Source organism: Bordetella genomosp. 1, from assembly GCF_002261335.1.
Classification (GTDB): domain Bacteria; phylum Pseudomonadota; class Gammaproteobacteria; order Burkholderiales; family Burkholderiaceae_B; genus Bordetella.
Genome location: NZ_NEVL01000003.1, coordinates 418,939 through 443,450, shown reverse-complemented (window position 1 = coordinate 443,450; position 24,512 = coordinate 418,939). Strand labels below are relative to the sequence as shown.

Sequence of the window (24,512 nt, the reverse complement as noted above, 5' to 3'; positions counted from 1 at the left end):
AGCCTTGCGACGGCCCAGCGCTGCGATCCGGCGCCCCGCGGTACCCAGGGTGGCGCCCATCGCAACACGCGGCCCGCCTCAGGCGCGGGCCGCATGCCGTGCGCCATCAGGCCTCGAGCACGCCGTCGACCATGCGCGGCAGGCCGAGCGGATTGGCCGCCTGCACGCTTTGCGGCAGCAACGCGTCGGGCAGGTTCTGGTAGCAGACCGGACGCAGGAAGCGACGGATCGCCATCGCGCCGACCGAGGTGGTGGCCGCATTGGAGGTCGCCGGGAAGGGCCCGCCGTGCACCATCGCGTGGCTCACTTCCACACCGGTCGGGTAGCCGTTGGCCAGGATGCGGCCGGCCTTGCGTTCCAGCACGGGCAGCAGCGCCCGGGTGGCGGCCACGTCGGCGTCGTCCACGAACAGCGTGGCCGTGAGCTGGCCTTCGAGGTGTTCCGCCACGGCCTGGACCTGGTCCAGGTCCTTGCACGCGACGATCAGCGAGGCCGGGCCGAACACTTCGGCTTCGAGCTCGTCGTGCGCCAGGAATTCCTCGGCGGTGGTGGCGAACACCACGGCGCCGGCCGCGCAGGCCTCGGGCTTGGAGGCCTCGCCGCGGCCCACGGTGCTGACCTTGGCATGCTTGGCCAGCGCCGCTTCGCCTTCTTCATAGGCGGCGTAGATGCCCGGGGTCAGCATGGTCGCGGCCCCCTTGGCGGCCACGGCCTTGCCGGCGGCCGCGCTGAAGCGCTCCAGGTCCGGGCCGGCCACGCCGATCACAAGGCCGGGGTTGGTGCAGAACTGGCCCACGCCCACCACCAGCGAATCGACGAAGCCCTGCGCGATGCTCTCGCCGCGCGCGGCCAGCGCCGCGGGCATGACGAACACGGGGTTGATGCTGGCCATTTCGGCGTAGACGGGAATCGGCTCGTGACGCGCGTTGGCGGCGGCGACCAGGGCCAGGCCGCCGCGACGCGAGCCGGTGAAGCCCACGGCCTTGATGGCGGGGTGCTCGACCAGCGCGGTGCCGATCTCGGCGCCGGCGCCATACAGCAGCGAGAACGTGCCTTCGGGCAGCTTGTGCTTGGCCACGGCCTTCTGCACCGCGCGGCCCACCAGCTCGGCGGTCCCCGGGTGGGCATTGTGCGCCTTCACGATCACCGGGCAGCCGGCCGCCAGGGCCGAGGCCGTGTCGCCGCCCGCCACGGAGAACGCCAGCGGGAAGTTGCTGGCGCCGAACACGGCGACCGGGCCGAGCGGCACATTGGCCAGGCGCAGGTCGGGGCGCGGCAGCGGCTGGCGCTCGGGCAGGGCGGGGTCCACCGTGGCGTCGAGGAAGTAGCCATCGCGCACCACGCGGGCGAACAGGCGCAGCTGGCCGACGGTGCGGCCGCGTTCGCCCTGCAGGCGGGCCACCGGCAGGCCGGTTTCCTGGTGAGCGCGTTCGATCAGCTCGTCGCCGATGGCCAGAATCTCTTCAGCGATGGTCTCGAGGAACTGGGCGCGGGTTTCCAGCGGCGCGGCGCGGTAGCGGTCGAACGCATCGCGGGCCAGTTCGGCGGCGCGGGCCACGTCGTCGCGCGTGCCGGCAGGGTAGCCCGGCTCCAGCTTGGCGCGGCGCGCGGGGTCGATGGCGTGCAGGGCGGGGCCGCTGCCGGTGACGGCTTGGGCGCCGATCAACATGGAGCCGGTAAGGGGCATGCAATTCTCCGGAGGTGGATGCGTGAGTGCGCCCGGAGAGCCCGGGCACAGGACGGTGATGAGGCAATAACGGCTGGTGGCCGCCGATATGTCATCGTACAACATATGCCAAGCCATCACCATTGCAGCCGGCGCAAAAGCTCACTTCATAGTAGAACCGGCCGCGCCTAGTCGTCCTATGACCCGGGCGGGACGCGAAATCCCGGTCGGCCCGGCCACGCCGGTGGGACGAAAGCCCGGTACCATCCCCCTTGTCAGAGGCGCGCATCGGCCGCGCGCCATCACAATGCCAAGGAGGAACGACGCATGGATCTGGGAATCGCAGGAAAATGGGCGCTGGTGTGCGGCGCGAGCAAGGGCCTGGGCTATGGCTGCGCGGCTGCGCTGGTGCAGGCCGGCGTGAACGTGGTGGTGAACGCGCGCAGCGCCGAGCCGCTGGCGGCCGCCTGCGCCAAGCTGGAAGCGCTGGCCAAGGCCGCGGGCGGCACGCCGGCGCGCGTGATCCCGGCGGCCGCCGACATCACCACGCCCGAGGGCCGCGAGACGGTGTTCTCGGTGCAGGGCGGGCCGGGCTTCGAATTCGACATCGTGGTCACCAATGCGGGCGGCCCGCCGCCGGGCGACTTCCGCGACTGGGATCGCGACGCCTGGGTCAAGGCCGTGGACGCCAACATGCTCACTCCGATCGAGCTCATCAAGGCCACCGTCGACCGCATGGCCGCGCGGGGCTACGGCCGCATCGTCAACATCACCTCCAGCTCGGTGAAGGCGCCGATCGACATCCTCGGGTTGTCCAATGGTGCGCGCAGCGGCCTGACCGGCTTCGTCGCCGGGCTCGCGCGCACCGACATCGCGGCGCGCGGCGTGACCATCAACAACATCCTGCCCGGCAAGTTCGACACCGACCGCCTGGCCTCGTCGCGCGCCTTCGCGGCCAAGAAGACGGGCAAGAGCGAGGAAGAGATCGCCAACGGCCAGAAGCGTGAGATCCCGGCCCGCCGCTTCGGCACGCCCGAGGAATTCGGCGCGCTGTGCGCCTTTCTGTGCAGCACGCACGCCTCCTACATCACGGGGCAGAACCTGCTGATCGACGGCGGCATGTATCCCGGCACCTACTGAGGCGGGTGCGCGCGTGCGACCGGACCGTCGCCGCACGCCAGCGCGCCGCTGCCCGGGTGGATCGCCATCACGCGCCGCTGTCCGGGCACGCTATTCGCTGTGAGCGACGGCATCACGTTTCTTTCAGGCTGTCTCATGATCCGTCCGCTGCAAGCTTCCGACTTCGATGCCGTGCTGGATATCTGGCTGCGTGCCTCGATCCAGGCGCATCATTTCGTGCCCGAGCAATCCTGGCACGACGCGCTGCCCGCCATGCGCGACATCTATCTGCCGCAGGCCGAGACGCGCGTGTGGGAGCACGAGGGCGAGGTGAAAGGCTTCTGCAGCCTGGTCGACGAGGGCCGCGTGGTGGCGGCGCTGTTCGTGGACCCGCGCTGGCAGGACGAGGGCATCGGCACGCGCCTGCTGGCCGAGGCGCAGTCGCGCCACGACGGGCTCGAGCTGGCGGTGTTCACGCAGAACACCGCCGCGCTGGGCTTTTATCGCAAGTGCGGCTTCGAGCCGGCGGGCGAGAGTGTGGAAGCCCACACCCGCCAGCCCGAAACCCGCATGCGCTGGACCAAGCCGCAGCCCTAGGCAAACAGTCTGGTGAGCGCGGGCACGGTCAGCACGGCCGTGTAGTAGCCCATGAACTGCACGCCGGTGTTGAAGCCGAAGCGGCGCGACAGCAGGCCGCCGAACAGGCCCATGGTGAGAATCACCAGCAGGCCCAGCAATTGGCCCTCCCACACGCTGATCACGATGATCAGGCCGACGAACGTGGCGATGATCGCCTCGTGGCTGACGCGGCGCGAGACGAACAGCGCCGCGCGGCGCGCGAAGTTCATGGCGAACGGATACGACACCACCGCGGCCAGCAGCACCGCCAGCATGCCGTAGCCCAGGAATTCCCAGTGCGTCAGCAGGTTGTGCAGGTTGTGGGTCTGGCCGGTGGCGGCATCCACCGTGAAGCGCGGCGGGGCATTGAAGAGCGGCGCGGCGGGGCCGGCGGCCACCGGGCTGAGCGGCAGGCCGAAGGCGATGAGCGGGATCAGGGCCTCGGCGATGTAGGTCGCCTCGGTCACGCCGTTGCGCGCGCTCAGCACCGTGGTCAGGCGGTGATAGGCATGCTTGATGCGCGAGCCCACCAGCTCGCCCAGCACCACGGTCATCGCCACCGGGCTGAACACGAAGGTCGCGCTCGAGATGGTCGCCGTGGCCAGCGTCCAGCGGGTCTGCGCCGCGTCCATCACCTTGAGCGGGTTGGGGAAGTAGCCCGACCAGCTCTTGACGTCGGGCGCCAGCGAGAACGTGCGCACCTTGTCGCGCCGCATCTTGTCGCGGCCCTGCGGCGAGCTCACGGAGAACAGATCCGCGATCAGCGGCCCGATCGCGATGCCCAGGAAGTAGCTGATGCTCAGCTTCACGCCGTATTTGGCGGTCAGGCTCTGGAGCGCGATGATCACCACCACGAACGGCACCAGCAGGGCCACGGCCGCCCAGCGTCCGGCCGAGAAGTAGGCGATCAGGATCGCCGCAACCAGGAAGATCCAGGGCGCGGTCTGCGTGATGAAGCTGCCGAACGGCGCCAGCAGCACTGCGAACAGCACCGCGAGCGGCACCGCCACGAAGGCGGCCACGATGGCGCCCGACACCATCTTGCGCAACGCGATGTGCGGCACGCCGAGGCGGCGCAGCATGTTGGCGTCCTGCAGCAGCGGCGTGGCCAGCGTGTCGCCGGGGATGCCGAGCAGGGCGGTGGGCACCGCATGGGTCATGTGCTTGGCGACCGCACCGGCGAGAAAGAAGGTGAAGACGCCGGCGGGCGGCACGCCCAGCAGCACCACCAGCAGCGTGAGCGGGGCCAGGGTCGTGGTCTCGTCGGTGCCGCTCACCAGACCGATGGCGGCGAACACCACGGCGCCGAGCAGGCCCATGCCCAGGGCGACCAGAAAGGTATCGATGAAGGCGGGGCTCATGTCAGGGCCTCCTGGACCGGGTTGGCATTCTGCGCAGTGCGGGCCGGCGGCGTGGCGCGGGCCCCGGGTGCGGCCGCTGCGGCGGGCGCGGGCGCGTCGGCCGGCTCGGCGAAGAGCGCGTACAGGCCCAGTTCCTTGAGCTCCTGCACGGTGGCGGGGGGCAGGTCGGCGACCGTGCCCAGCCCGCCCGGCTGCGCGGCCAGTTCGGCCAGCACCTCGGCGCGCCAGGCCCGGTCGTCGACCGCGCCTTCTTCATTGACCACGCGTTTGGGCGGAAAGCGCTTGGCGCAGATCACGCCGGCCAGCACGCAGCCGGCCAGCCCCGCCAGCATGGCATAGGCATGCGCCAGCTCGGGCGATGCGACGACGCCGCGCAGCCAGCGGCTCGCGAGAAAAAATGCGGTCACGCTGATGCCCACCCCGATCACGATGGCCCACGCCAGCTGGCGCAGATCCACGGTGTCGTTCCAGACCTCCGCGAGGCGCCACTCGGGCGTCCCCTTGTCTTGCTTCATGCCTGTCTCCTAGTTATACGGACGCCTTCTGCGAGGCGGCGCGGGAAGGGCGCGGCGGCCCGCTCCTGCGCCGGCCGCCGCTGCCCTGGTCTTGCTCATGCGGGCTGGCGCAACTCCTCCAGCAGCGCCAGCGCGCGGTCGGTGCGCACGTCGTGCTCTTCGGCCATGCGGCGGGCGATGATGTCGATCTCGTTGCCGGTGGCGCCCGCCACCAGCGCGATGTTGCGGGCGTGCAGCGCCATGTGGCCGCGCTGGATGCCTTCGGTGGCGAGTGCGCGCAGCGCGCCCAGATTCTGCGCCAGGCCGACGGCCACCGCCACTTCGCCCAGCGCCTGCGCCGATTGCACGCCCATGATCTTGAGCGCGAGGCGCGCCAGCGGGTGGGTCTTGGTGGCGCCGCCGACCAGGCCCACCGGCATCGGCATTTCGAGGGTGCCGACCAGCGCGCCGCTGGCGTCCTTCTCCCAGTGGGTGAGAGAGGTGTAGCGGCCGTCGCGGCAGGCGTAGGCGTGTGCGCCGGCCTCGATGGCGCGCCAGTCGTTGCCGGTCGCCACGATGACCGGATCGATGCCGTTCATGATGCCCTTGTTGTGGGTGGCGGCGCGGTAGGGATCCACGGCGGCGAACACATAGGCGTCGAGCACGCCCTCGATGATCTCGGCGCCGCTGCGCTCGGGCGTGTCCAGCGTCTGCGGCGTGAGCCGCACCCGGGCGCGCGACAGGCGCAGGTCGGCCAGGTTCGACAGGATGCGCAGGCGCACGCGGCCGCCGGTGATCTCTTCGATCAGGGGCGCGACGGCCTCGGCCATGGTGTTGACGGTGTTCGCGCCCATGGCGTCGCGCACGTCCACGATCAGGTGCAGCACCAGCATCGGGCCGCGCGGCGTGTCGGGAAACACCTGCACTTCGATGTCCTGGCAGCCGCCGCCCAGGCCGATCAGCACGCGGTCACGCTCATTGGCGCGCGCCACGATGCGCTCGCGCTCGGCCAGCAGCGCCAGCCGCGCGCCCCGCGGATCGCCCAGGCCGAGCACCTGCACCTGGGCGCGCATCAGCGGCCGCGTGCTGGAAGTCTGGAAGCCGCCGCCGGCGCGCGCCAGCTTGGCCATATAGCTTGCGGCCGCAACCACCGAGGGCTCTTCCACCGCCATCGGCACCAGCACGTCCTGGCCATTGATCTGGAAGTTGCCCGCCACGCCCAGCGGCAGCTCGAAGGTGCCGATCACGTTCTCGATCATGCCATCCGCACGTGCGGGGTCGAGCGCGCCGGGGTTGGCCAGCAGGGCCTGTTCGTCCGGCGTGAGGTCGCACCGGGCGGCGAGGGCCGCGAGGCGCTCGGCGGGCGCCAGGGCGCGGAAATTGGGCAAACGGGAATCAGCCACGGCTTGTTGTCTCCATATCGGTATCCGTGGGGCTGATTCTAGGTAGACTGTACCAATCTAGAGAGGTACAGTTTGCGCAAACAGTACCGCTGCACTGCACCAATTCATCGCCATGGACGACACCTCCACACCCCCGCATTCCGGCGCGCGCCCGCGCCGCGGCGCCCCGATCGCGGAGGGCCTGGCGCAGCTCATCGGCCGGCAGATCGCCGAGGGCGTGTACCGGCCTGGCGACAAGCTGCCTTCGCTGCGCGAGCTCGCGCAGTTGCACCGCTACGCCAAGAACACGGTGGTGGTGGCGTTCGAGATCCTGGTGGCGCAGGGCCTGGTGGCGCCGCGCCGCGGCGCGGGTTTCTACGTCACGCAGGATGCCGGCGCGCGGGCCCGCCCCGACGAGGAGAGCGGCCAGCTGAGCCGCGCGATGGACATCGTGTGGCTGATGCGCGAACAGCTCAGGACCCAGCCCGACGCGGTGGCCGCGGGCGATGGCTTTCCACCGGTGGCGTGGCTGGCGGACATGCGCATGGACCGCTATCAGCAGCGCGTGACGCGCACCGGCCTGGGCGCCTTGTTCCGCTACGGCAGCCGCTATGGCTACCGGCCCTTGCGCGAAAGCCTGGTGCGCAAGCTGGGCGACGTGGGCATCAGCGCCGCGCCCTCGCAACTGGTGCTCACGCACGGCGCCAACGAGGCCATGGACCTCGTGATCCGCTACTTCCTGCAGCCGGGCGCCGTGGCGCTGCTCGACGACCCGGGCTATTACCCGCTGTTCGGCAAGCTCAAGCTGGCCGGCGTGCGCATGGTGGGCGTGCCGCGCCTGCCCGACGGGCCGGACCTCGCCGCGCTCGAAGCGCAGTTGCAGCGCCACAAGCCGCGCCTGTTCTTCACCCAGTCGCTCGCGCACAATCCCACCGGCTCCGACCTGTCGCCTGCGAAGGCCTACAAGCTGCTGCAGCTGGCCGAGCGCTACAACCTGACCATCGTGGAGAACGACCCGCTGGCCGACTTCAAGCCCACCTCGGCCGTGCGCCTCGCCGCGCTCGACCAGCTCGAGCGGGTGATCTACCTGGGCAGCTTCTCCAAATCGTTTTCGGCCGCGCTGCGCGTGGGCTACATCGCCTGCGGCACGGCGCTGGCGAGTGACCTGGCCGATCTCAAGGCGCTCATCCACGTGAGCAGCTCGGAGTACAGCGAGCGCATGGTCGACGTGATGCTGCGCGAGGGCCACTACGCGCGCCATCTGGTGCGGCTGCGCCAGCGCCTCGAGGCGGCCACGGCCCAGGCGCTCGACGTGCTCGACGGCCTCGGCGCCACGGTGTTCACGCGACCGTCCAGCTCGCTCTATCTGTGGTGCCGCTATCCCGGCTTCGACGATTCTCTGGCGCTGGCCGAGGGGCTGATGCCGCACAAGGTCATCATGGCGCCGGGGCGCGTGTTCAGCGTCGACCCGGCCGCGCGCTCGCCCTGGTCGCGCTGCAACGTGGGCGCCGTCGTGGAGCCGGCCTTTCGCGCCCGGCTTGCCGCCTACCTCGACGCCGCGGCGGGCTGAGGGCAGGGCGGCGCGCGGGCGCTAACGCAGGGCCGCGAAGTACTGCCCCGGCGGCTGGCCGACCGCCTTCTTGAACATCGTGATGAAGGCGGTGACCGAGTCGTAGCCCAGGTTGCCCGCCACCTGCTGCACGGACATGCCGGCCGAGAGCTGGCGCAAGGCCACGATCATGTGCAACTGCTGGCGCCAGCGCCCGAAGGTCAGGCCGGTCTCGCGCTTGACCAGGCGTGCGAGCGAGCGGTCGCTGAGCGCGAGCCGCGCGGCCCAGTCGGCCACCGTCATGCGGTTGGCCGGATCCTCCGCCAGCGCGTCCACCATGCGGCGGATCTTCGGATGCCCCGACACGGGCAGGTGCAGCGACTCCAGCGGGCATGCCGCGACCTGGTCGAGCAGCACCTGCGCCAGTCGCGCGCCGGCCTCGTCGGGCACGGCCGCGGTGGGCTGGTCGGCCAGGTGCAGGATGAGCTCGCGCACCAGCGGGCTGATCGACAACGTGCAGCACTCGTCGGGCAGGGCGACCGCGCCGGGCTCGATGAACAGAAAGCAGATGCTGGCGTTATCCGTGGCGCGGTTGCTGTGCGGCATGCCGCCCGGGATCCACACCGCATGCTGCGGCGGAACCATCCACATGGCCTTGGGCACGGAGCAGGTCACGCCGCCGCGCAGCGCCATCACGAGCTGCCCCTTGCGATGGCGGTGCAGCGGTTGCTCCGCCTCGCGCTGCGGCACCTCCACGCGCAGCGCCACGGCCGCGCGGGTGTCGGCGTCCGGGTCGAAGCGGCACAGCGATTCGGTGAGCGAGGCACGCGCTGTCATGTTTTAGCGATTAATTGTCTATCCCTCTCTATTACAGCACGGCCCGGTGTTCGTACAGTGGGGGCTCCACGCACCTTGCCCTCATCTCCGTGACTCCCTCTGCTTCTCGTGTTCCCGCCCATCCAATGTTGCTGATCGCCGGCATCCTGCTGATCGCCGCCAATCTGCGGCTGCCCGTCACCGGCCTGCCGCCCTTGCTCAACACGCTCCAGAGCGACCTGGGGCTGGACACCGTGGCGGCCGGCGCGCTCACCACCTTGCCGCTGCTGGCCTTTGCGCTGCTGTCGCCGTTCAGCGTGCTGCTGGCGCGCGAATACGGCCTGGAGCGCGCGCTGTTCGGCGCGCTGGTGGTGATCGGCGCCGGCATCCTGCTGCGCTCGGCCGGCGGCACCGGCTTTCTGTATGTGGGCACCTGGATCATCGGCATGGGCATCGCCGCCGGCAACGTGCTGCTGCCCAGCGTGGTCAAGCGCGACTTCCCCGGCCACGTGCCAGCGCTCACCGGCGCGTATGCGCTGGCGATGGGCGTGGCGGCCGCGGCCGGCTCGGCGTTGATGGTGCCGCTGGCGTCGCGCTTCGCGTGGCGCGGCGCGCTCGCGCTGCTGGCGCTGCTCACCGCGGTGGCCCTGGTGGCATGGCTGCCGCAGTTGCGCAACCGCACCGCGCCGAGCCGCGATGCCGCCACGCCGCCGCACGGCGGCCGGGTGTGGCACTCGGCGCTGGCCTGGCAGGTCACGCTGTATCTGGGCCTGAATTCCACGATCTACTACGTGGCGGTCGGCTGGCTGCCCTCGATCCTGGCGTCCGGCGGCATGACGGCCGCGCAGGCGGGCTCGGTGCACGGCACGCTGCAGCTGGCCTCGGCGGTGCCGGGCCTGTTGATCAGCCCCCTCATGAGGCGGCTGCGCGACCAGCGTGCCCTGGCCGCCGGCGCGGCCTTGTGCTCGGCGCTGGCGCTTGCCGGGCTGGCGGGCGCGCCGCAGCTGGCCTATCTCTGGGCCGTGCTGTTCGGCGTGGGCACCGGCGCCGGCATCATCCTCGGCCTTTCGTTCATCGCCATGCGCACCGGCCACGCTTCGCAGGCCGCCGCGCTGTCGGGCATGGCGCAGTTCGTGGGCTATCTGCTTGCCGCGGCCGGCCCGATCGCGATGGGCAAGCTGCACGACCTCGCCGGCGGCTGGGCCGCACCCTTGCTGCTGTGCGCCGCGCTTGCGCTGATCGGCGCCGCGATGGGCGCGCTGGCCGGCCGCGAGCGCGCCATCGGCGCCTGATCCCTCTCATCCCAAGGAGCCTTTCCATGAAGATTCTTCTCGTCGGTGCCAGCGGCACCATCGGCCGCGCCGTGCAGGCCGAACTCGCCCAGCTGCATGAGGTCGTGCGCATCAACCGCGGCAGCGGCGACCTGCGGGTTGACATCACGGATGCGGCGTCCATCCGCGCCATGTACGCCCAGGCCGGCGCGTTCGACGCGCTGGTCAGCACCACCGGCTCGGTGCATTTCGGCCCGCTCGCGGAATTCACGGCAGCCGAGTTCGACGTGGGCCTGCGCAACAAGCTGATGGGGCAGGTCAACCTGGTCATGCTGGGCCTGGCCACGATCCGCGACGGCGGCTCCTTCACGCTCACCAGCGGCCTGCTCAACGACGACCCGATCCGGCTCGGCGCCTCGGCGGCGATGGTCAACGGCGCGCTCGACGGCTTTGTGCGCGGCGCGGCCATCGAGTTGCCGCGCGGGGTGCGCATCAACGCCGTGAGCCCGACCGTGATCGAGGAGGCATTGCCTTCGTACGGGCCGTACTTCCGCGGTGTGAAGCCGGTGCCGGCGGCCGATGCGGCGCTGGCCTATGCCAAGAGCGCCGAGGGCGCGCAGACCGGCCGCATCTACCGCGTGGGCTGGTCGCGCGACCAGTGAGCCGGCACGCCGGCGAGTCGGCGCGGGGCGGCGCGGGTTTGTTGCACGTGCAACCAGTTGCGGCAGCCCCCGGCGCGGCCTTGCGGTGCTCCGGGGGGCCGGCGCGCGTGTCGCAAGGCCTTGAAATCGCGGCCATTCCGGCACCCTGACGGCATTGCGACGCCAGCCTGGCGGGGAGGGTGGGGCGCGATGGGGTTGTCACCGCGCGCCACCGCGTGGCCACAGGCCGGCCTGCTTCGCGCTATTCTTGCGCGCCTCCGATCCGCTTACAGACTCCATTCTGCCCGCCGATTGCCCGGCGGCGCATGACCATGACGCCCAAGCCAACCACCATCAACACGGTGACGCTGACCTGCTCGGCCTGCGGCAGCAGCGCGTTCACCAAGCTGGCCCCCAACGAATATCGCTGCAACCATTGCAGCGCCACCACCCTGGTCGAAGACGACGTCGCGCAGCGGCTCGAGAAGATCCTGCGCAACATGCAGCCGGCCGCCGCGCCGCGCACGCTGGGCAAGGGCGCCCTGATCGCCCTGGTGGCCATCGTAGCCGCCACCACCCTGGTGCCGGTGCTGGTGTCGCTGCTCACCCCCTCGCGCCCGACGCCCACTCCGGTCCACCGCGAGCCGCCGATCGACGCCAGTCTGGTCCGGCTGGGCGAGGTGCAGGAGGTGGGCGAGCGCGGCCGCCGCGAGCTGCTGTTCATGATCCACAACGAGACCGGCCGTCGCATCGACGCGCCGCGCGTGACCGCGACGTTCCGCCAGGGCGAGGTCGCGCTGGGTTCGGCCTATGGTTCGCCGCTGGCGCGCACGCTGCAGCCGGGCGAATACACGCCCGTCACGATCTCGGTGCCGAGCGAGGCGCACAGCGGCTACACGCTGCAGGTGAACACGCCGACGGCCTCGCGCTCGCACCAGCTCGACGTGAAGGCAAGCAAGGTGCAGCTGGTGCGCAACGACAACAGCCTGCGCCTGATCGGCCTGCTCACCAATCAGTCGACCACCGAGACCACCGGCTCGCAGATCACGACGGTGCTCTATGGCGAGGACGGCCGCATCATCGGCACCGGCACCGGCTACGCCAAGGCCAATCGCCTGGCGCCGCAGGCCACGACCACGTTCGAGGTGCACTTGAAGCTTTATCGCGAAGGGCGTATCGCCGCGTACGAATATATGGTGCAAAGTGAAAAGTAAGCCCACTCCCGCCCGTCAGGCGCCGGCCCGGCGGCTCGTGATCCTGGTGTCGCTGATCGTGGTGGCGGCGGCCGGCTACGCGGGCTGGCAGCAACTCAAGCCGCAGCCGCCGCGCGGCGCCGCCACGGCCGAGCCGGCCAAACCCGCGGCCCGGGTGGAGCCCAGCCGCATCGTGCGCGTGGAGCCGGCCGAGATCCGCGTGGTCGAGCACGTGCGGCTGACGGCTGCCGAGCTGCTCGACGACAACTTCAAGCTGTTCGACAACAGCCAGCTCGAGATCACGCCGCTGCGCCGGCTCGAGGACGAGATCGGCCGCGCGCGCCTGTACGCCGAGGTGGTGAACAACAGCAGCGACATGATCGTGCTCGCGCCCACGCCGCGCTTCGCGATCTACGACGGCGCCCAGAAGCTCGAACTGCGGCCGAACTGGCCCTTGCCCGAACAGCTGTACCCGGGCCAGCGCGTGCCGCTGGAGCTCGAAGGGCGCAATTTCGCGCGCGTGACCGAGGCCAAGACCGACTGGCTGCCCGCCAGGCAGGCGCCGTTGCCCGGCATCCGCCCCAAGCTCGACATCACCCTGGATCGTACCGAGGCGGGCATCGGCACCGGCACGCTCAACTTCACGACGCGCTACCAGTACAAGTACGTCACGGTGGAGGGCCGCGTGACCAACACCAGCGAGGAGACGGTCGAGCAGGTGCGGCTCTACTTCACGCTCTACGACGGCAAGAACCAGGTGACGGGCGCGCGCTCGGAGCGCTTGCGCGTGCAGAAGCTCAAGCCAGGCGAGAGCGCCCCCTACAAGTACGACGTGAAGCAGTACGGCGCCAACTTCAACCGCGTGGCCGTGAGCTACGACGTGCCCGAACGCTGAGCGGCGCAGGGCAGGGCAACATGAAAAAAGCCGGGATGGTGATGTACCATCCCGGCTTTTTCATGCGGCGTCGCGACCGCTCAGGCGTAGTTGACCACGCTGCGGATCGACTTGCCTTCGTGCATCAGGTCGAACGCGCTGTTGATGTCGTCCAGGCCCATCGTGTGGGTGACGAACGGCGCCAGCTCGATCTTGCCCGCCATGGCGTCTTCGACCATGCCCGGCAGCTGGCTGCGGCCCTTCACGCCGCCGAAGGCGGTGCCGAGCCAGCGGCGGCCGGTCACCAGCTGGAACGGGCGGGTGGAGATCTCCTGGCCCGCGCCAGCCACGCCGATGATGACCGACTGGCCCCAGCCGCGGTGGGCCGATTCCAGTGCCGCGCGCATCACATTGACGTTGCCGATGCATTCGAACGAGTGGTCCACGCCCCAGCCGGTCATCTCGACGATCACCTGCTGGATCGGCTTGTCGTAGTCCTTGGGGTTGAGGCAGTCGGTGGCGCCGAACACCTTGGCCAGGCCGAACTTGTCGGGGTTGGTATCGATCGCGATGATGCGGCCGGCCTTGGCCTGGCGCGCACCCTGCAGCACGGCCAGGCCGATGCCGCCCAGGCCGAACACGGCGACCGAATCGCCTTCCTGCACCTTGGCCGTGTTGTGCACGGCGCCGATGCCGGTGGTCACGCCGCAGCCCAGCAGGCACACGTGTTCCGGATTCGCATCGGGATTGATCTTGGCCAGCGAGACCTCGGCCACGACGGTGTATTCGCTGAAGGTCGAGCAGCCCATGTAGTGATAGATGGGCTGGCCGTTGTAGGAGAAGCGGGTGGTGCCATCGGGCATCACGCCCTTGCCCTGGGTGGCGCGCACCGCCACGCACAGGTTGGTCTTGCCCGACTTGCAGAACAGGCACTCGCCGCACTCGGCGGTGTAGAGCGGGATCACGTGGTCGCCCGGACGCACGCTGGTCACGCCTTCGCCCACTTCCACCACGATGCCGGCGCCTTCGTGGCCCAGCACGACCGGGAACAGGCCTTCCGGATCTTCGCCGGACAGCGTGAAGGCGTCGGTGTGGCAGACGCCGGTGTGGGTGATCTTGATCAGCACTTCGCCTTTGCGGGGCGGTTCAACGTCGATCTCGACGATTTGCAGGGGCTGGCCAGCGGCGAAGGCAACGGCGGCGCGAGATTTCATTGGGTGGGCTCCGTAAAGAAGAGGGAACGGGGAATCGTGGGGGATTCGGATGAAAGGGTCATTTCAGGTAGGCGCGCACGAGGCCGAGCAGGTCCTTGACCCGTTCGTCGTGCTGCGCCTGCGAGTCGGCGGGGCTGCCGAGGTCCTCGCGAATGTGGGATTCCAGCACTTCCGACATGAGGCCGTTGATCGCGCCGCGGATGGCCGCGATCTGCTGCAGCACCGGGCCGCAGTCGGTACCGGCCTCGAGCGCCTTTTCGAGCGCGTCGCACTGGCCGCGGATGCGGCGCACGCGCACCAGCACGCGCTTCTTTTCTTCGGGGGAATGGGGCATGAGGCTCGCCGTCCATGTCGGTGGATACTATGGTGGAGTATACCTTAAGCCGCTCAGCGGGCCGCGGCAGGCCCCGTGCCGCACGCTTTCGCCCCGCGGATGGCGGTCGGGAGGGCACGCGGCCACAAGCCCACGGTAGCGCCGCCGGCCCGCGCGGACAAGCCGGGCGGGCACGCAGGGGCGGGGGAGGGGGAACGGCCCGGGCTCAGGCGGCGCCGGTGCGGCCGAGCAGGCGCTGCAACAAGGGGCGGATGGCGCGCAGCTCTTCCAGATGCGCGGCGGAGAGCTCGGCCAGCAGATGCTCGGCCTGACCGGTGAGCACCACGCTCACGCGCCGGCCGTCTTCCGCGTCGGGGAGCCGCTCCGCCAGGCCCTGGCGCTCCAAGCGCGACACCAGTTCGGCGGCGGAGTGCGGTTTGATGTGCAGGCGTTCCGCGATCTGGCCCACGTACAGACTGCCGCCGGCGCCCTTGACCGCCAGCATGGCCTGGTGCTGCTGCGGGGTGAGACCGAGCGCGGTCGCCGCGTCTTCGCTGAACGCGATGAAGTTGCGCAGGGCATAGCGGAAATCCGAGAGCAGGGCGTAGTCGGCGGGGGCCAGCGGCGGGCGGGATGCGGAGCGGTGGGAGCGGGGCATACGGACGAGTGTAGTGTATGTCGCATGACGATATAAATAATCCTGTTGCACAGCACGTATCCATGTCGTCGCATCGAATCTCGGCCGGCGCCAATGCGCGCCGTGCGCCGCGTGGAGGCGCCGGTCCGGTGTGACGCCGCCGGAGCGTCGGCTTTGGCATAATGGGCGCCGCACGCCGTCGAGCCAGACGGCGCCGCTTCCCCGGCGCCTCGCGCGCCACTGGCTGCGGGCGGCCGCGAGGTTGCCGGCGCGGATCTCGACCCGGAGCACGCCATGGCCAACCGGTCATATCTCTACAGTCTCGACAACCAGCCCGCCGAATACGCGGATCGGCCGCGCAGCTGCGCAGGCCTGTCCGAATGGCCGTACGCCGTGCCGTTCAGCTTCCGCCTGCTGGCGTCGGCCGACGCCCGGCTGTCGGCCTCGCTGCTGTCGGACGGCCTGGACGACGAGCCCGTGCCGCTGTACGCCATCAATGCCGATTTCGACGCGGGCTACGCGCGCGTCCAGCGCTTCGTGGCGATCCTGCGCGAGCACATCGCCCAAGAGACGATGCCCGCCGCTGCGCACACCGCTGCGCATGCCGCTGCGCACGCGTCTTTGCACACTGGCGGACTGGTGGCCAGCCTGAAACGCTGGTTCGGCACGGCCGCGCCGGCACAGGCGCCGCAGGCTGCGCGCGGCGCATACGACCTGCTGCCGGGGCTGCTCGACGAAACCCTCGCGTTTCTCGCGCAGCACCGCGACCGGCGCGTGCAGCTCGAAACCATCGAGCTGGAAATCATGTCCGAGAGCGATCCCGATGTCTTGCGGGCCCGCGCCGAGGCCGAGCTGGCGCTGTGCGTGGCGGCGGGGCAGGCGCTCGACGCGCTGCCCGCCGACCTGCGCGACGCCGCGCGCGTGCTCAGGGAGGCCTGCGCCACGCGCACGGCCGGCCCGCTGGAGGCGTTTCACGGCCTGCGCCTGGACGACGACTGCGACAACACCCGCGATCGCAGCACCGAGTATCCGCTCGGGCTGTACTGGACCGACGTGCTGTACTTCGAGCCGAGCCTGCGCGAGGACGCCTCGGGCGCCACCGCGTCCCCCGACGCGCCGCGCGGTTCGCCTGCCTGAGCGACGGGCGGCGTATTGCACTGAACAGTGACCGCCGTGCTGCCAGCGCGTTTCCGCGACCGCGCGCAGCGCAAACGTGACGCGAATTTCACGCAACGCTTGTTATAAACGGGGATTCACCGCCTTTTTTCAGGGTTGACCACGCATGGCAGTAAAACTGTTGAACCACCTGGGCGCGGCCGCCGCGCTCGTGTTGCTGGTGGCGGGCTGCTCGTCCAGTCCCAAGCGCGAGGCCGATGCCGCCGGGCCGACCACCTCGGCCGCGAGCGCCGATATCCAGTGCAAGATCAGTCGCCGCCTGTGCATGCACGAGGGCAGCTACGAAAGCGGCGAACGCGACTACGCGGAGCAGGAAGCGCGGCGGCTCAATCTGGCCGAAGCCGAACGGCTGCGCAAGGCCTTCGGCCGCTGAGCGGCACGATTCCCCGCGCCGTTGCGGTATTCTTGCGGCCCCCCGCCGCGCAGACACGCGCTGCGCGCGCCCGCCTACAGGAGCCCCGATGGACCCGCGCAAGACCCTGCTCGACCAACTCGAAGCGCTGGACGCGCGCGACGAAGACCATCTGCCCATCGTGACGCTCGACGCGTACTTCACGGGCAACGACCAGGAAGAGTCGATCGCGCCCAATCAATGGGGCGAAGGGCGCCCGCCGCTGGCCGCGATTCACGCGCATTTCCAGGCCATCGCGCAACGTCCGGACGTGCTCGGCGTCTATGTGGGACTGCACGGCGACTGGGTCATGGCGCTGGAATGCGAAGACTGGCCGGCCGCCGAAAACATCCATGTGATCTCCAGCGCGCCGCCCGAGGTCGCCGAGCAATGGCTCGACGGCCTGGAGGCCGACGGCATCATCACCGGCTGGCCCTATGGCAAGCACGCCGCCGCGCCCGACACGCCCGAGGGCTACACCGTCTACACCGTCTGCTGGGACTGAGGTCCGGCTGCAGCCGTGGGGCGCTGCCGGACACGCAACGCGCGTATCCGCGTCAAACCACGGCGGGCTGTGCCGCGCGCGGCCGCGGACGCAGCAACAGCCGCGCCAGCACCACGGCCGACAGGCACACCAGGGACGCGTGCAGCGCCAGCATCGGCAGCGGCTTGCCCACCACCAGCGAAAGCAGCTTGAGGCCGGTGAGCGGGGGCAGCAGCCACAACGCCACGATGAGCAGCAGCACGGCAAAGCCGATGGTCAGCGCGCAGATGGCGCTGCCCAGCGCGACCGCCCGGCCCGCGCCCAGGCTGCGCGTGGCGAGCGGCGCCCAGCGGCTCAGGACGGCCGCGACGATGGCGGCGGTGATGAGCGGCACGACGTACAGGTCCACCACCAGCGGCGCCAGGCGCGCGTCGGGCAGCGCCACCTGATTCAGGCCGGCGCTGGCGACGAACAGCTTCCAGAAATAGAAGACCGCCGTGGCCGACGCGACGAACGCGGCCGCTGACGGCGCCCACGCGCTCGGCGGCCCGCCTGCGCCGCGGCGCAGGCACAGCGCCAGCGTGGCGCGCGCCGCAAGCCAGGGCAGCAGCCAGCAGAGCAGCATCTGCTGCACGCTGAGGATCGTCGTCATCCACGCGACGTCCGACATCCACGAGGCCGCGCCGAGCGCGCGCAGCACCGCCATGATCGGGCCGACCGTCCGCTGCCCGGAGGCCCCGGCCAGCACGTCCAACACGACGGCGAGCAGCTGGAACACGAGGAACAGGGGCAGCACGGCGCGCACGCTCAGACGGGGGTGGCCGTGCGCGGCGAGGCGGCGCCGGCTCGTCCACCAGACGATGGCCGCGCCCAGCGCAATGGCGCCGGGCAGGGGCGCCAGCGAGCGCAGCACGTCCGCCGTGCTGAGCAAGGACCAATAGCGCGTGAGATTGAGCGGCCACGCGAGACCGATGACGACGGCGCTGGCGATGGCCAGCGTCCGGGCGAGGGTAGCGGAGCCGTGCGGATCGGAATCGGTCATGGTGCCTGGATGAGATGGCGCGAGCGGGCGCGCGTGTCGACGGAGCCGACGGGTGGGACACGCGCGGTTGCGCGCGCAACTTGCGCATCTTAGCCGCAGCCGGGGCGCTCGTGCGGCCGCGGCGCGCGAGCTCGGTTATGCTCGAAGACCCAGGGCAGGGGCCATGCGCGCCCGCGCCGCACCAGGATACGGAATGACGCAACACCGACTCCAGGCCGACCCGGCCCGCGTTCGTCGCGGGAGCCGCCCGCAGCGCTCACCGCTTGTGCCTCGGCGCATACGGCGCGCGGCGTCGCCATGGGCCGCGTTCGTGGGCGCGGCATTGCTGCTGGCGGGCGCGGCGCAGGTCGCGGCGGAGACGCAGGTCGCGGCAGCAGAGCGCGTGGCAGCCGACGGCGACGACATCGCCCCCGGCTGGACCGCGCACACGTTCGACTTCGGCATCCCCTCGCTCAACTTCCGCGCCGCGGTGCCGGGCCAGGCCAAGGTGGAAACCGTGCCGATGGAGCCGCCCGAGGCCGGCACGCTGGGCCGCGTCAAGATCATCGGCAAGATCGCCGCCCAGCCCGGCGCCGCGCTCCCCATCGAGACCACCATCGTCGGCTACGCACTGCGTTCGCCGGGCGCCGCGCTGCGGATCTGCACCTACGAGGCGCGCGTGGCGGGCTACGCGCCGCGCATCACGCGGGTCGCCCCCGACCAGACCGAGGCGCAGGTCTACGCCATGAAGCCGGCCCAGGGCGAGCCCCGGAGCGCGCTGATCAGCTACTGTTTCGCGCGCGGCCGGGAGGCGCTCGCGATTCACTTCGTGGCCGATCTCGGCGAGGGCCGCTCGCCGGAGGCCGGGCAGGCGCAGCTGCGCGACGTCGACGCCCATGCGGTGGCCTTCATGCGGCCGCTGCGCTTTGCGGATGGCGAGCAGGCCAACTTCGGCGGCGGGCTGCAGGCGGTGCCGCTGCGCCTGGGCGCACGCACCCGCACGATCGCGGTGCCGCCGGGCTGGGAGATCCCCATCAATGATTTCAAGGGCAGCCTGCCGGCCGAACTGCACATGGTGCGGCGCAGCCAGGGCAGGGACGTGGGGCTGATCTGGTTGTGGATGCAACCGATGGACAATGCGCCGGACCTGGAGACCGCCGCACCCCGGATGCTGCAGCAGTATTTCTCGAAGCAGACGCCCGATGCGCGCCCCTTGACCCTGGTATCGAACGCGCCCGACGCCGAGCTGGCGGAGCAGGGCATCGACGCGCGCCGGTTGCGCTTCACCGTGGCCGACAAAGCCGGCGAGAGCGCCGGCGACCTCGAGGCCCGGGTGACCTGGCATGACGGTCTGCTGGTGGTGGTGTCGCTCTGGTCGGCCTGGGCCGACAACGAAAGTCGCAACGACTTCTTCTCGCGCCTGCCCGGCGCCACGACCTACGACCTGCTGCGCCAGGCGGTGACGCCCGCAGCGGCCGGGACGCGTCAATGAGGATCGTGCCGTGACCCAGCGCGTCGACGCCGGCACCGATGCCGGGCCGGTGCCCTTCATCCCGTAAGCGGTGTTCGAGGCCGCCCGCGATCCGGAACACTGGATCGAGGGCTGGCGGCCCTTCTTCGAACTCAAGCCCGAGTTGACGGGCAGGTGGTGGCACGACCGGGCCGCGCGGCCTGTAGTCGCATGAGTCACCGCGGGCTCTCGCCTTGCCGCCGATAGTTAGATAGTCAAAGCAAAGACCCTAAGGTTCTCGCACGGTGACGGCTACCGAGAGCTCGCCAGAACAGGCGCTTATCGGATTCTGTGTCTAGCCACCGAGTCTGTCGCTCAAAGTGAGAGTGCGGCGCTGGGTGCCACAGGCTAAAGCGTCTTCGAAAATCCTGGATCTCTAACGCAGATCTGACGTGCGCACGTCCGGAAAATTCGAAAGTCAGCCTCGTTCGCATTGACCGCATTTTCCTCGAAACGTAGATTCAATTCGCAGCGTGAATTTTCATCGATCAATTCGTGGAAAAGGAAAACTCTCGCTTTTGATTCTCTCACCCACCTACGGAGGTCGCCATGCGCTTCACTGCCAACAATTGAACCATCAATGCAACCTGGAGGTGCGTTCTTGTTAAACAGACGCATCCTCCTTTTTCTCCGATTGTTTGAAGCCCTTGTTCGAGAGAGTGTCATGCTCATGCCCAAAAAATTCGTAGCCGCAGGGGACGTATTCATCGGATTTTCGGGTGACCAGTGCATTGTCGGGCTTGGAGGACGACAAACTGTCTTCCCAACACTGAAGGACTGCGAGCCGATTCTTCAGGCAATCAGTTTCTGGAAAAAACCGCAGCACATTGCCGCTGTCCTGCAGCATTTGGCACAGCAGGGGCACTCGGAGAGTTCGGCATTGAAAGCAATCAATTTTCTCGTCGAAAAACATCACGTCGTCTATTACGACGACGCCGAGAGCGCGTCACTCGAACGATATAACAGGCATCTGCTCTATTACGGCGGTTGGTCATACGATCCTGCGGACGTCCAACAGAACCTAGCGCAGAGTCATGTCGTGATTCTTGGCTGCGGGGGCATAGGGAATCATCTCGCAGTGAACTTGGCAACTGCCGGCATTGGGCACCTCACGTTGGTCGACGACGACGTAATCGAATTATCCAATCTGACCCGCCAGCATATGTTTTGCGAAAGCGACTTGGGCGAACCGAAGGTCGACGTGCTCGCGCGCGAGCTAGAAAAAAGAAATAGCGAGGTGTCAGTCGATCGGATCGCGCTGGCAATCAGTGGAACTGAATCGCTTGAGTTGCTTCCTCGAGCCGATGTCATCGCTTTATCCGCCGACACCCCTGAAAGCATTGCGATTTGGGTCAACGATTATGCAATCAGGGGAAAATTTCCGTACTTGGTCATTGGATACGTTGGCGATATTGCCGTATTCGGTCCCTTCTACATCCCGAACCGGACGGGTTGCTACTGTTGCAACGCTAACCTGACGCAGGACCTGAGCCTGACCGACACGCTCTCGAAGGCCTACTGTGGGTCGATCAATCAGAACTCAAAGCCCCCGTCCTTCGTTGCGGTTAACGCCATTGCAGCAGCAATGGCGACCAACGACATTCTGCGATATCTGGGCGGTTACGCTGAGCCGTTATCTGCCAACAAGCGAATCGGCATTCACACCCGCAGTCTCCAAATCGAGGTGCAGGACTGCAACAAGAGTGGAAGCTGCCAAGCATGTGCGCAAACTTGAGTGGTAGCCGAGGAACAATGGCCTACGGCCTCACTACAAACTCCATCAGGATGATGGTCGGCGCAACTTCTAGCATCTACCTCATGTCGAAGGGCTTGAGCATCGGCGATCTCGCAATCATTAAGTCGACTCAGGCGCTCGTCATCCTCGTCGCCGACGTCCCGTTTGGCTACTTCGCCGATAGGTACAGCCGCAAGGCTGCCGTCCTGCTCAGCACGGTGTTCACGATAATCTGGCTCGCTATGACTGCGGCGGGAGATGCTTTCCTCACGTTTCTGATTGCGGAGGTCTTCAACGCGCTGTCCATGGCCTTGTTCAGCGGTGCGTTTACGTCACTGCTGCTGGCAACCCACGAGAAAGAGCAGAACAACAAAAACTACGAAAATGTCATCGGCGTGTTCTACCGCTGGCAGTTCCTGCTGATGGGCATCGCCGCATTCGCAGGTTCGTCCCTATTTTCCGCAACCCACTCGACCGTCTGGTGGTGGGCTGCCGGTCTCATAGTCGTGGCCATGCTGGGACTTGGCGGACTGCTTAGCGATGACCGGATCGATGCTGGCGCCCCTGTCACCGGCGTTCATCGATTCTCCGGCCTCGGCGCAGCCCTGAAGCGTGTACTGTTCTCTTCCGGCTCGGCCTTGCTGTTTTGGAGTACCGCGACGACCGCGCTGCTGTTTCAGGTGATCATCCAATTTTGGCAGCCCATCCTGTTTGGCGGGGAAGCATTTGATCGGTCTGGGTACGTCTACGGCTTCGTATTCCTGTGCATTCTGCTGGCGCAATCCGCGGCCGCTCACGTCGCGACAAAGCTCGCGGCATCCAGAACGCAGATGGTGATGATCTCACTGGGAATGCCGCTTTGCTTCTTCCTGATTCCGCACTCGGCCGGTCCATTCAGGCTGGTTCTATCGACCGGCTTCCTTTGCCTGGCATTCTTCTTCATCAAGCTCGCCCACATCCACCTATACGCGAGCTTCCAGCGGACCCAGTCAGAAGCCCTGTTTGCCACCGCGGAGTCATTGAACTCATCCGTGACTCGGCTGCTGCTCCTGGTCTGGCTGCCGTTCATCGGCCGGGCAGGGGACATTGCTGGAGCAGCCCGGATCCCGACGTTATTGGGCTTCCTGGCCCTCGTCCCCGTATTGCTTTCCGCGCTCCATTGCATGCACGATCGATGCCGGGCGCGGCACGAGTCCTGACTGCGTTCGCACAGCGCCAAACGACTGGGCGGCGCGCAGGCGACGCGCCCATGGCTCGCTGAACACTGATGCGGCTGCGGGTCGCCCAGCGCAGAAGCTTGCCCGGTTGAGCGGGACCAAGACGCGTCCGCGCAACAGCCGATCACGCCGGGCTCGAAGTTGCGAACGGTTATTGGTATCATTTGCGCCGTGTTCGCCGCCGGCCCGGCCTCCGGGCAGGCGGCTTTTCTGTGTGTCACCGCGCCGCACGTCGGGCGCTCGATAGCATGTCCAACCCCCTCCAGCCGTTGCAGCTCCTGTGCGAAAACCACTACGAATGGCTCTGCCAGTGGTGGCGGCATCAGCTCGGGCAGGGCGACGAGGCCGCGGATTTCGCGCACGACACCTTTCTGCGGGTGCTGCGCAACCCCGAAGCGGTACGCACGCTGCGCCAGCCGCGCGCCTATCTGACGACGATCGCGCGCGGGCTGCTCAACGACCATTGGCGCCGCCGCTCGCTCGAGCGCGCCTGGATGCAGGCCGTGGCGGCCATGCCGCCCGAACTGGAGGCGTCGCCCGAGATGCTGCTGGCCGTGCAGCAGGCCCTGCAGCAGCTCGATCGCATGCTCGGCAACCTGGCGCCCCAGGCGCGCGAGGTGTTCGTGCTGTCCCAGCTCGAAGGCCTCACCTATCTGGAGATCGCCACCCGGACCGGGCTGAGCGACCGCACGGTCAAGCGCTACATGGCCCAGGGGTTCGAGATCTGCCTCACGATGATGGAGCACTGAAGCCGTGAGCGCCGCCGATCAGAGGCCGCTGGACGCGGCCGTCATACGCGAGGCGGCCCGCTGGCTCGTGCGCCTGCACTCCGGCGAGGCCGGCCCCGACGACCATGCCGCCTTCCAGCGCTGGCGCGAGGGCAGCCCGGAACGCGAGCGCGCCTGGCAGCGCGCCCAACGCCTGAATCAGCATTTCGATGCCGTGCCCGCCGCGCTCGGCGTGCCGCTGCTCACGCGGAGCGCGCGCGTGAGCCGGCGCACGGTGCTGCGCACGCTGGCCGCGTTCGGGCTCACCGTGCCGGCCGCGGCCTGGGTCGCGCACCGTGTGAACGGCGCGGCCGAAGGCGGCTATCGCACCGCGGTGGGCGACCGCCGCGAAGTACGGCTGGCCGATGGCAGCCAGGTCCATCTCAACACCGATACCGCGATGCAGGTGCAGTATTCAGAGCAGACGCGGCGGGTGCAGCTGCGCGCGGGCGAGGTGTACGTGCGCACGGCGCCCGACGCGGCCGCCCGGGCGCGGCCCTTCATCGTGGAGACGCCGCAGGGCTTTCTGCGAGCGCTCGGCACACGCTTCGTGGTGCGGCAATGGGACGCGGGCGAGCCCAGCACCGAGCTGACGGTGCTCGAGCATCGGGTCGCGGTAACACTGCGGGACGGCCCCGGCACGCGCATCGTGGGCGCCGGCGAGTCGCTGCGTTTCACGGCGCGCGCGTTCCAGCGCGATCCCGACGCCACCGCGATCCGCCCGGCCGCCGAACCCGGCTGGACGCGCGGGGTGATCGAGGCCAGCGACATGCGGCTGGACGCGCTGCTGGCGGAGGTTACGCGCTATCGCGACGGGTTCGTGCGCTGCGACCCGGCGGTTGCGGCGCGGCGCGTCTCCGGCGTGTTCCGCCTCGACGATACCGACGCGCTGCTGGCCATCGTGGCCACTACGCTCGACCTGCGCGTGGTGGCGCGCACTCGTTACTGGGTCACGCTCGCACCCTGAACCGAGTCGCCTGCGGCGCGCCCGCAGTTTCATAGCGTTACACCTGCGCGTGTCCCTTTTGCCTGCGCTCATCCGGCATACGGCGCATTGATGAAC

Annotated in this window: 24 protein-coding genes; 15 read left to right on the top strand and 9 right to left on the bottom strand. The window is 68.9% G+C overall.

Going from position 1 to position 24,512, the window contains the following annotated elements; genetic code table 11:
- Positions 1 to 106 precede the first annotated feature (106 nt).
- Positions 107 to 1,687 carry an aldehyde dehydrogenase (NADP(+)) gene (locus CEG14_RS10490; RefSeq protein WP_094826313.1) on the bottom strand — a complete coding sequence of 527 codons (1,581 nt, stop codon included), beginning with the start codon at positions 1,685 to 1,687 and terminating at the stop codon, positions 107 to 109.
- A 306-nt stretch (positions 1,688 to 1,993) separates the two neighbouring features.
- Here CEG14_RS10490 and CEG14_RS10485 point away from each other — a divergent pair, with 306 nt between their 5' ends.
- On the top strand, positions 1,994 to 2,806 hold the full coding sequence (locus CEG14_RS10485; RefSeq protein ID WP_094826312.1) for an SDR family oxidoreductase: 813 nt from the start codon (positions 1,994 to 1,996) through the stop codon (positions 2,804 to 2,806).
- A 135-nt stretch (positions 2,807 to 2,941) separates the two neighbouring features.
- Positions 2,942 to 3,382: an N-acetyltransferase gene (locus tag CEG14_RS10480; RefSeq protein WP_094826311.1), complete on the top strand. Its 441-nt coding sequence runs from the start codon at positions 2,942 to 2,944 to the stop codon at positions 3,380 to 3,382.
- Here the strand turns inward: CEG14_RS10480 and CEG14_RS10475 are convergent.
- The 3 genes from CEG14_RS10475 to CEG14_RS10465 all read right to left on the bottom strand — a co-directional run bounded on the left by CEG14_RS10475 (position 3,379) and on the right by CEG14_RS10465 (position 6,661).
- Positions 3,379 to 4,764 (bottom strand): tripartite tricarboxylate transporter permease, encoded by a 1,386-nt coding sequence (locus tag CEG14_RS10475; RefSeq protein WP_094826310.1) that lies wholly within the window; start codon positions 4,762 to 4,764, stop codon positions 3,379 to 3,381. The two genes, CEG14_RS10480 and CEG14_RS10475, sit on opposite strands and share 4 nt — an antisense overlap.
- Positions 4,761 to 5,279 carry a hypothetical protein gene (locus CEG14_RS10470; RefSeq protein WP_094826309.1) on the bottom strand — a complete coding sequence of 173 codons (519 nt, stop codon included), beginning with the start codon at positions 5,277 to 5,279 and terminating at the stop codon, positions 4,761 to 4,763. The genes CEG14_RS10475 and CEG14_RS10470 overlap by 4 nt, the downstream gene beginning before the upstream one ends.
- Before the next feature lie 95 nt (positions 5,280 to 5,374).
- Positions 5,375 to 6,661, bottom strand: a complete 1,287-nt coding sequence (locus CEG14_RS10465; protein WP_094826308.1) for a hydroxymethylglutaryl-CoA reductase, degradative — start codon at positions 6,659 to 6,661, stop codon at positions 5,375 to 5,377.
- Between the two features lie 112 nt (positions 6,662 to 6,773).
- Here CEG14_RS10465 and CEG14_RS10460 point away from each other — a divergent pair, with 112 nt between their 5' ends.
- Complete coding sequence (locus tag CEG14_RS10460; RefSeq protein ID WP_094826307.1) at positions 6,774 to 8,210, top strand: aminotransferase-like domain-containing protein; 1,437 nt, start codon at positions 6,774 to 6,776, stop codon at positions 8,208 to 8,210.
- A 21-nt stretch (positions 8,211 to 8,231) separates the two neighbouring features.
- On the opposite strand, the gene CEG14_RS10455 is transcribed toward CEG14_RS10460, so the two are convergent.
- Entirely contained in the window at positions 8,232 to 9,026 is a 795-nt protein-coding gene (locus CEG14_RS10455; RefSeq protein WP_094826306.1) for an AraC family transcriptional regulator, read from the bottom strand.
- Positions 9,027 to 9,151: 125 nt separating this feature from the next.
- Between CEG14_RS10455 and CEG14_RS10450 the strand changes: the two genes are divergently transcribed.
- From CEG14_RS10450 to CEG14_RS10435, 4 genes are all read left to right on the top strand, one after another.
- On the top strand, positions 9,152 to 10,297 hold the full coding sequence (locus CEG14_RS10450) for an MFS transporter (protein ID WP_094826305.1): 1,146 nt from the start codon (positions 9,152 to 9,154) through the stop codon (positions 10,295 to 10,297).
- A gap of 26 nt (positions 10,298 to 10,323) precedes the next feature.
- The gene (locus tag CEG14_RS10445) at positions 10,324 to 10,938 is read left to right on the top strand and encodes a short chain dehydrogenase (RefSeq protein WP_094826304.1); all 615 of its coding nucleotides are present in this window, start codon (positions 10,324 to 10,326) and stop codon (positions 10,936 to 10,938) included.
- Between the two features lie 311 nt (positions 10,939 to 11,249).
- Entirely contained in the window at positions 11,250 to 12,131 is an 882-nt protein-coding gene (locus CEG14_RS10440; protein ID WP_094827485.1) for an FxLYD domain-containing protein, read from the top strand.
- Positions 12,121 to 13,005, top strand: a complete 885-nt coding sequence (locus tag CEG14_RS10435) for an FxLYD domain-containing protein (RefSeq protein ID WP_094826303.1) — start codon at positions 12,121 to 12,123, stop codon at positions 13,003 to 13,005. The genes CEG14_RS10440 and CEG14_RS10435 overlap by 11 nt, the downstream gene beginning before the upstream one ends.
- A gap of 80 nt (positions 13,006 to 13,085) precedes the next feature.
- Here the strand turns inward: CEG14_RS10435 and CEG14_RS10430 are convergent, their stop codons facing one another.
- From CEG14_RS10430 to CEG14_RS10420, 3 genes are all read right to left on the bottom strand, one after another.
- On the bottom strand, positions 13,086 to 14,198 hold the full coding sequence (locus tag CEG14_RS10430) for an S-(hydroxymethyl)glutathione dehydrogenase/class III alcohol dehydrogenase (RefSeq protein WP_094826302.1): 1,113 nt from the start codon (positions 14,196 to 14,198) through the stop codon (positions 13,086 to 13,088).
- 58 nt (positions 14,199 to 14,256) lie between these two features.
- Positions 14,257 to 14,532, bottom strand: coding sequence for a formaldehyde-responsive transcriptional repressor FrmR (gene frmR, locus CEG14_RS10425; protein ID WP_094826301.1), 276 nt, complete (start codon positions 14,530 to 14,532; stop codon positions 14,257 to 14,259).
- A 205-nt stretch (positions 14,533 to 14,737) separates the two neighbouring features.
- Complete coding sequence (locus CEG14_RS10420; RefSeq protein ID WP_094826300.1) at positions 14,738 to 15,169, bottom strand: MarR family winged helix-turn-helix transcriptional regulator; 432 nt, start codon at positions 15,167 to 15,169, stop codon at positions 14,738 to 14,740.
- A gap of 273 nt (positions 15,170 to 15,442) precedes the next feature.
- Here CEG14_RS10420 and CEG14_RS10415 point away from each other — a divergent pair, with 273 nt between their 5' ends.
- The 3 genes from CEG14_RS10415 (at position 15,443) to CEG14_RS10405 (ending at position 17,220) form a co-directional block, all read left to right on the top strand.
- A complete protein-coding gene (locus CEG14_RS10415) occupies positions 15,443 to 16,285 on the top strand; it encodes a DUF7822 domain-containing protein (protein ID WP_094826299.1) in 843 nt (280 codons plus the stop codon).
- Between the two features lie 145 nt (positions 16,286 to 16,430).
- Positions 16,431 to 16,697: a hypothetical protein gene (locus tag CEG14_RS10410; protein ID WP_255032221.1), complete on the top strand. Its 267-nt coding sequence runs from the start codon at positions 16,431 to 16,433 to the stop codon at positions 16,695 to 16,697.
- Positions 16,698 to 16,785: 88 nt separating this feature from the next.
- Positions 16,786 to 17,220 carry a hypothetical protein gene (locus tag CEG14_RS10405; RefSeq protein ID WP_094826298.1) on the top strand — a complete coding sequence of 145 codons (435 nt, stop codon included), beginning with the start codon at positions 16,786 to 16,788 and terminating at the stop codon, positions 17,218 to 17,220.
- A 52-nt stretch (positions 17,221 to 17,272) separates the two neighbouring features.
- On the opposite strand, the gene CEG14_RS10400 is transcribed toward CEG14_RS10405, so the two are convergent.
- Positions 17,273 to 18,241 carry a hypothetical protein gene (locus CEG14_RS10400; RefSeq protein WP_094826297.1) on the bottom strand — a complete coding sequence of 323 codons (969 nt, stop codon included), beginning with the start codon at positions 18,239 to 18,241 and terminating at the stop codon, positions 17,273 to 17,275.
- A 310-nt stretch (positions 18,242 to 18,551) separates the two neighbouring features.
- Here CEG14_RS10400 and CEG14_RS10395 point away from each other — a divergent pair, with 310 nt between their 5' ends.
- The 5 genes from CEG14_RS10395 (at position 18,552) to CEG14_RS10375 (ending at position 24,416) form a co-directional block, all read left to right on the top strand.
- Entirely contained in the window at positions 18,552 to 19,712 is a 1,161-nt protein-coding gene (locus CEG14_RS10395) for a hypothetical protein (protein ID WP_143277192.1), read from the top strand.
- Between the two features lie 682 nt (positions 19,713 to 20,394).
- Entirely contained in the window at positions 20,395 to 21,465 is a 1,071-nt protein-coding gene (locus tag CEG14_RS10390) for a HesA/MoeB/ThiF family protein (RefSeq protein ID WP_179280577.1), read from the top strand.
- A gap of 17 nt (positions 21,466 to 21,482) precedes the next feature.
- On the top strand, positions 21,483 to 22,664 hold the full coding sequence (locus CEG14_RS10385) for an MFS transporter (protein ID WP_094826294.1): 1,182 nt from the start codon (positions 21,483 to 21,485) through the stop codon (positions 22,662 to 22,664).
- Positions 22,665 to 22,930: 266 nt separating this feature from the next.
- A complete protein-coding gene (locus CEG14_RS10380) occupies positions 22,931 to 23,431 on the top strand; it encodes a sigma-70 family RNA polymerase sigma factor (protein ID WP_094826293.1) in 501 nt (166 codons plus the stop codon).
- A 4-nt stretch (positions 23,432 to 23,435) separates the two neighbouring features.
- A complete protein-coding gene (locus CEG14_RS10375; RefSeq protein WP_094826292.1) occupies positions 23,436 to 24,416 on the top strand; it encodes a FecR domain-containing protein in 981 nt (326 codons plus the stop codon).
- Positions 24,417 to 24,512 lie beyond the last annotated feature (96 nt).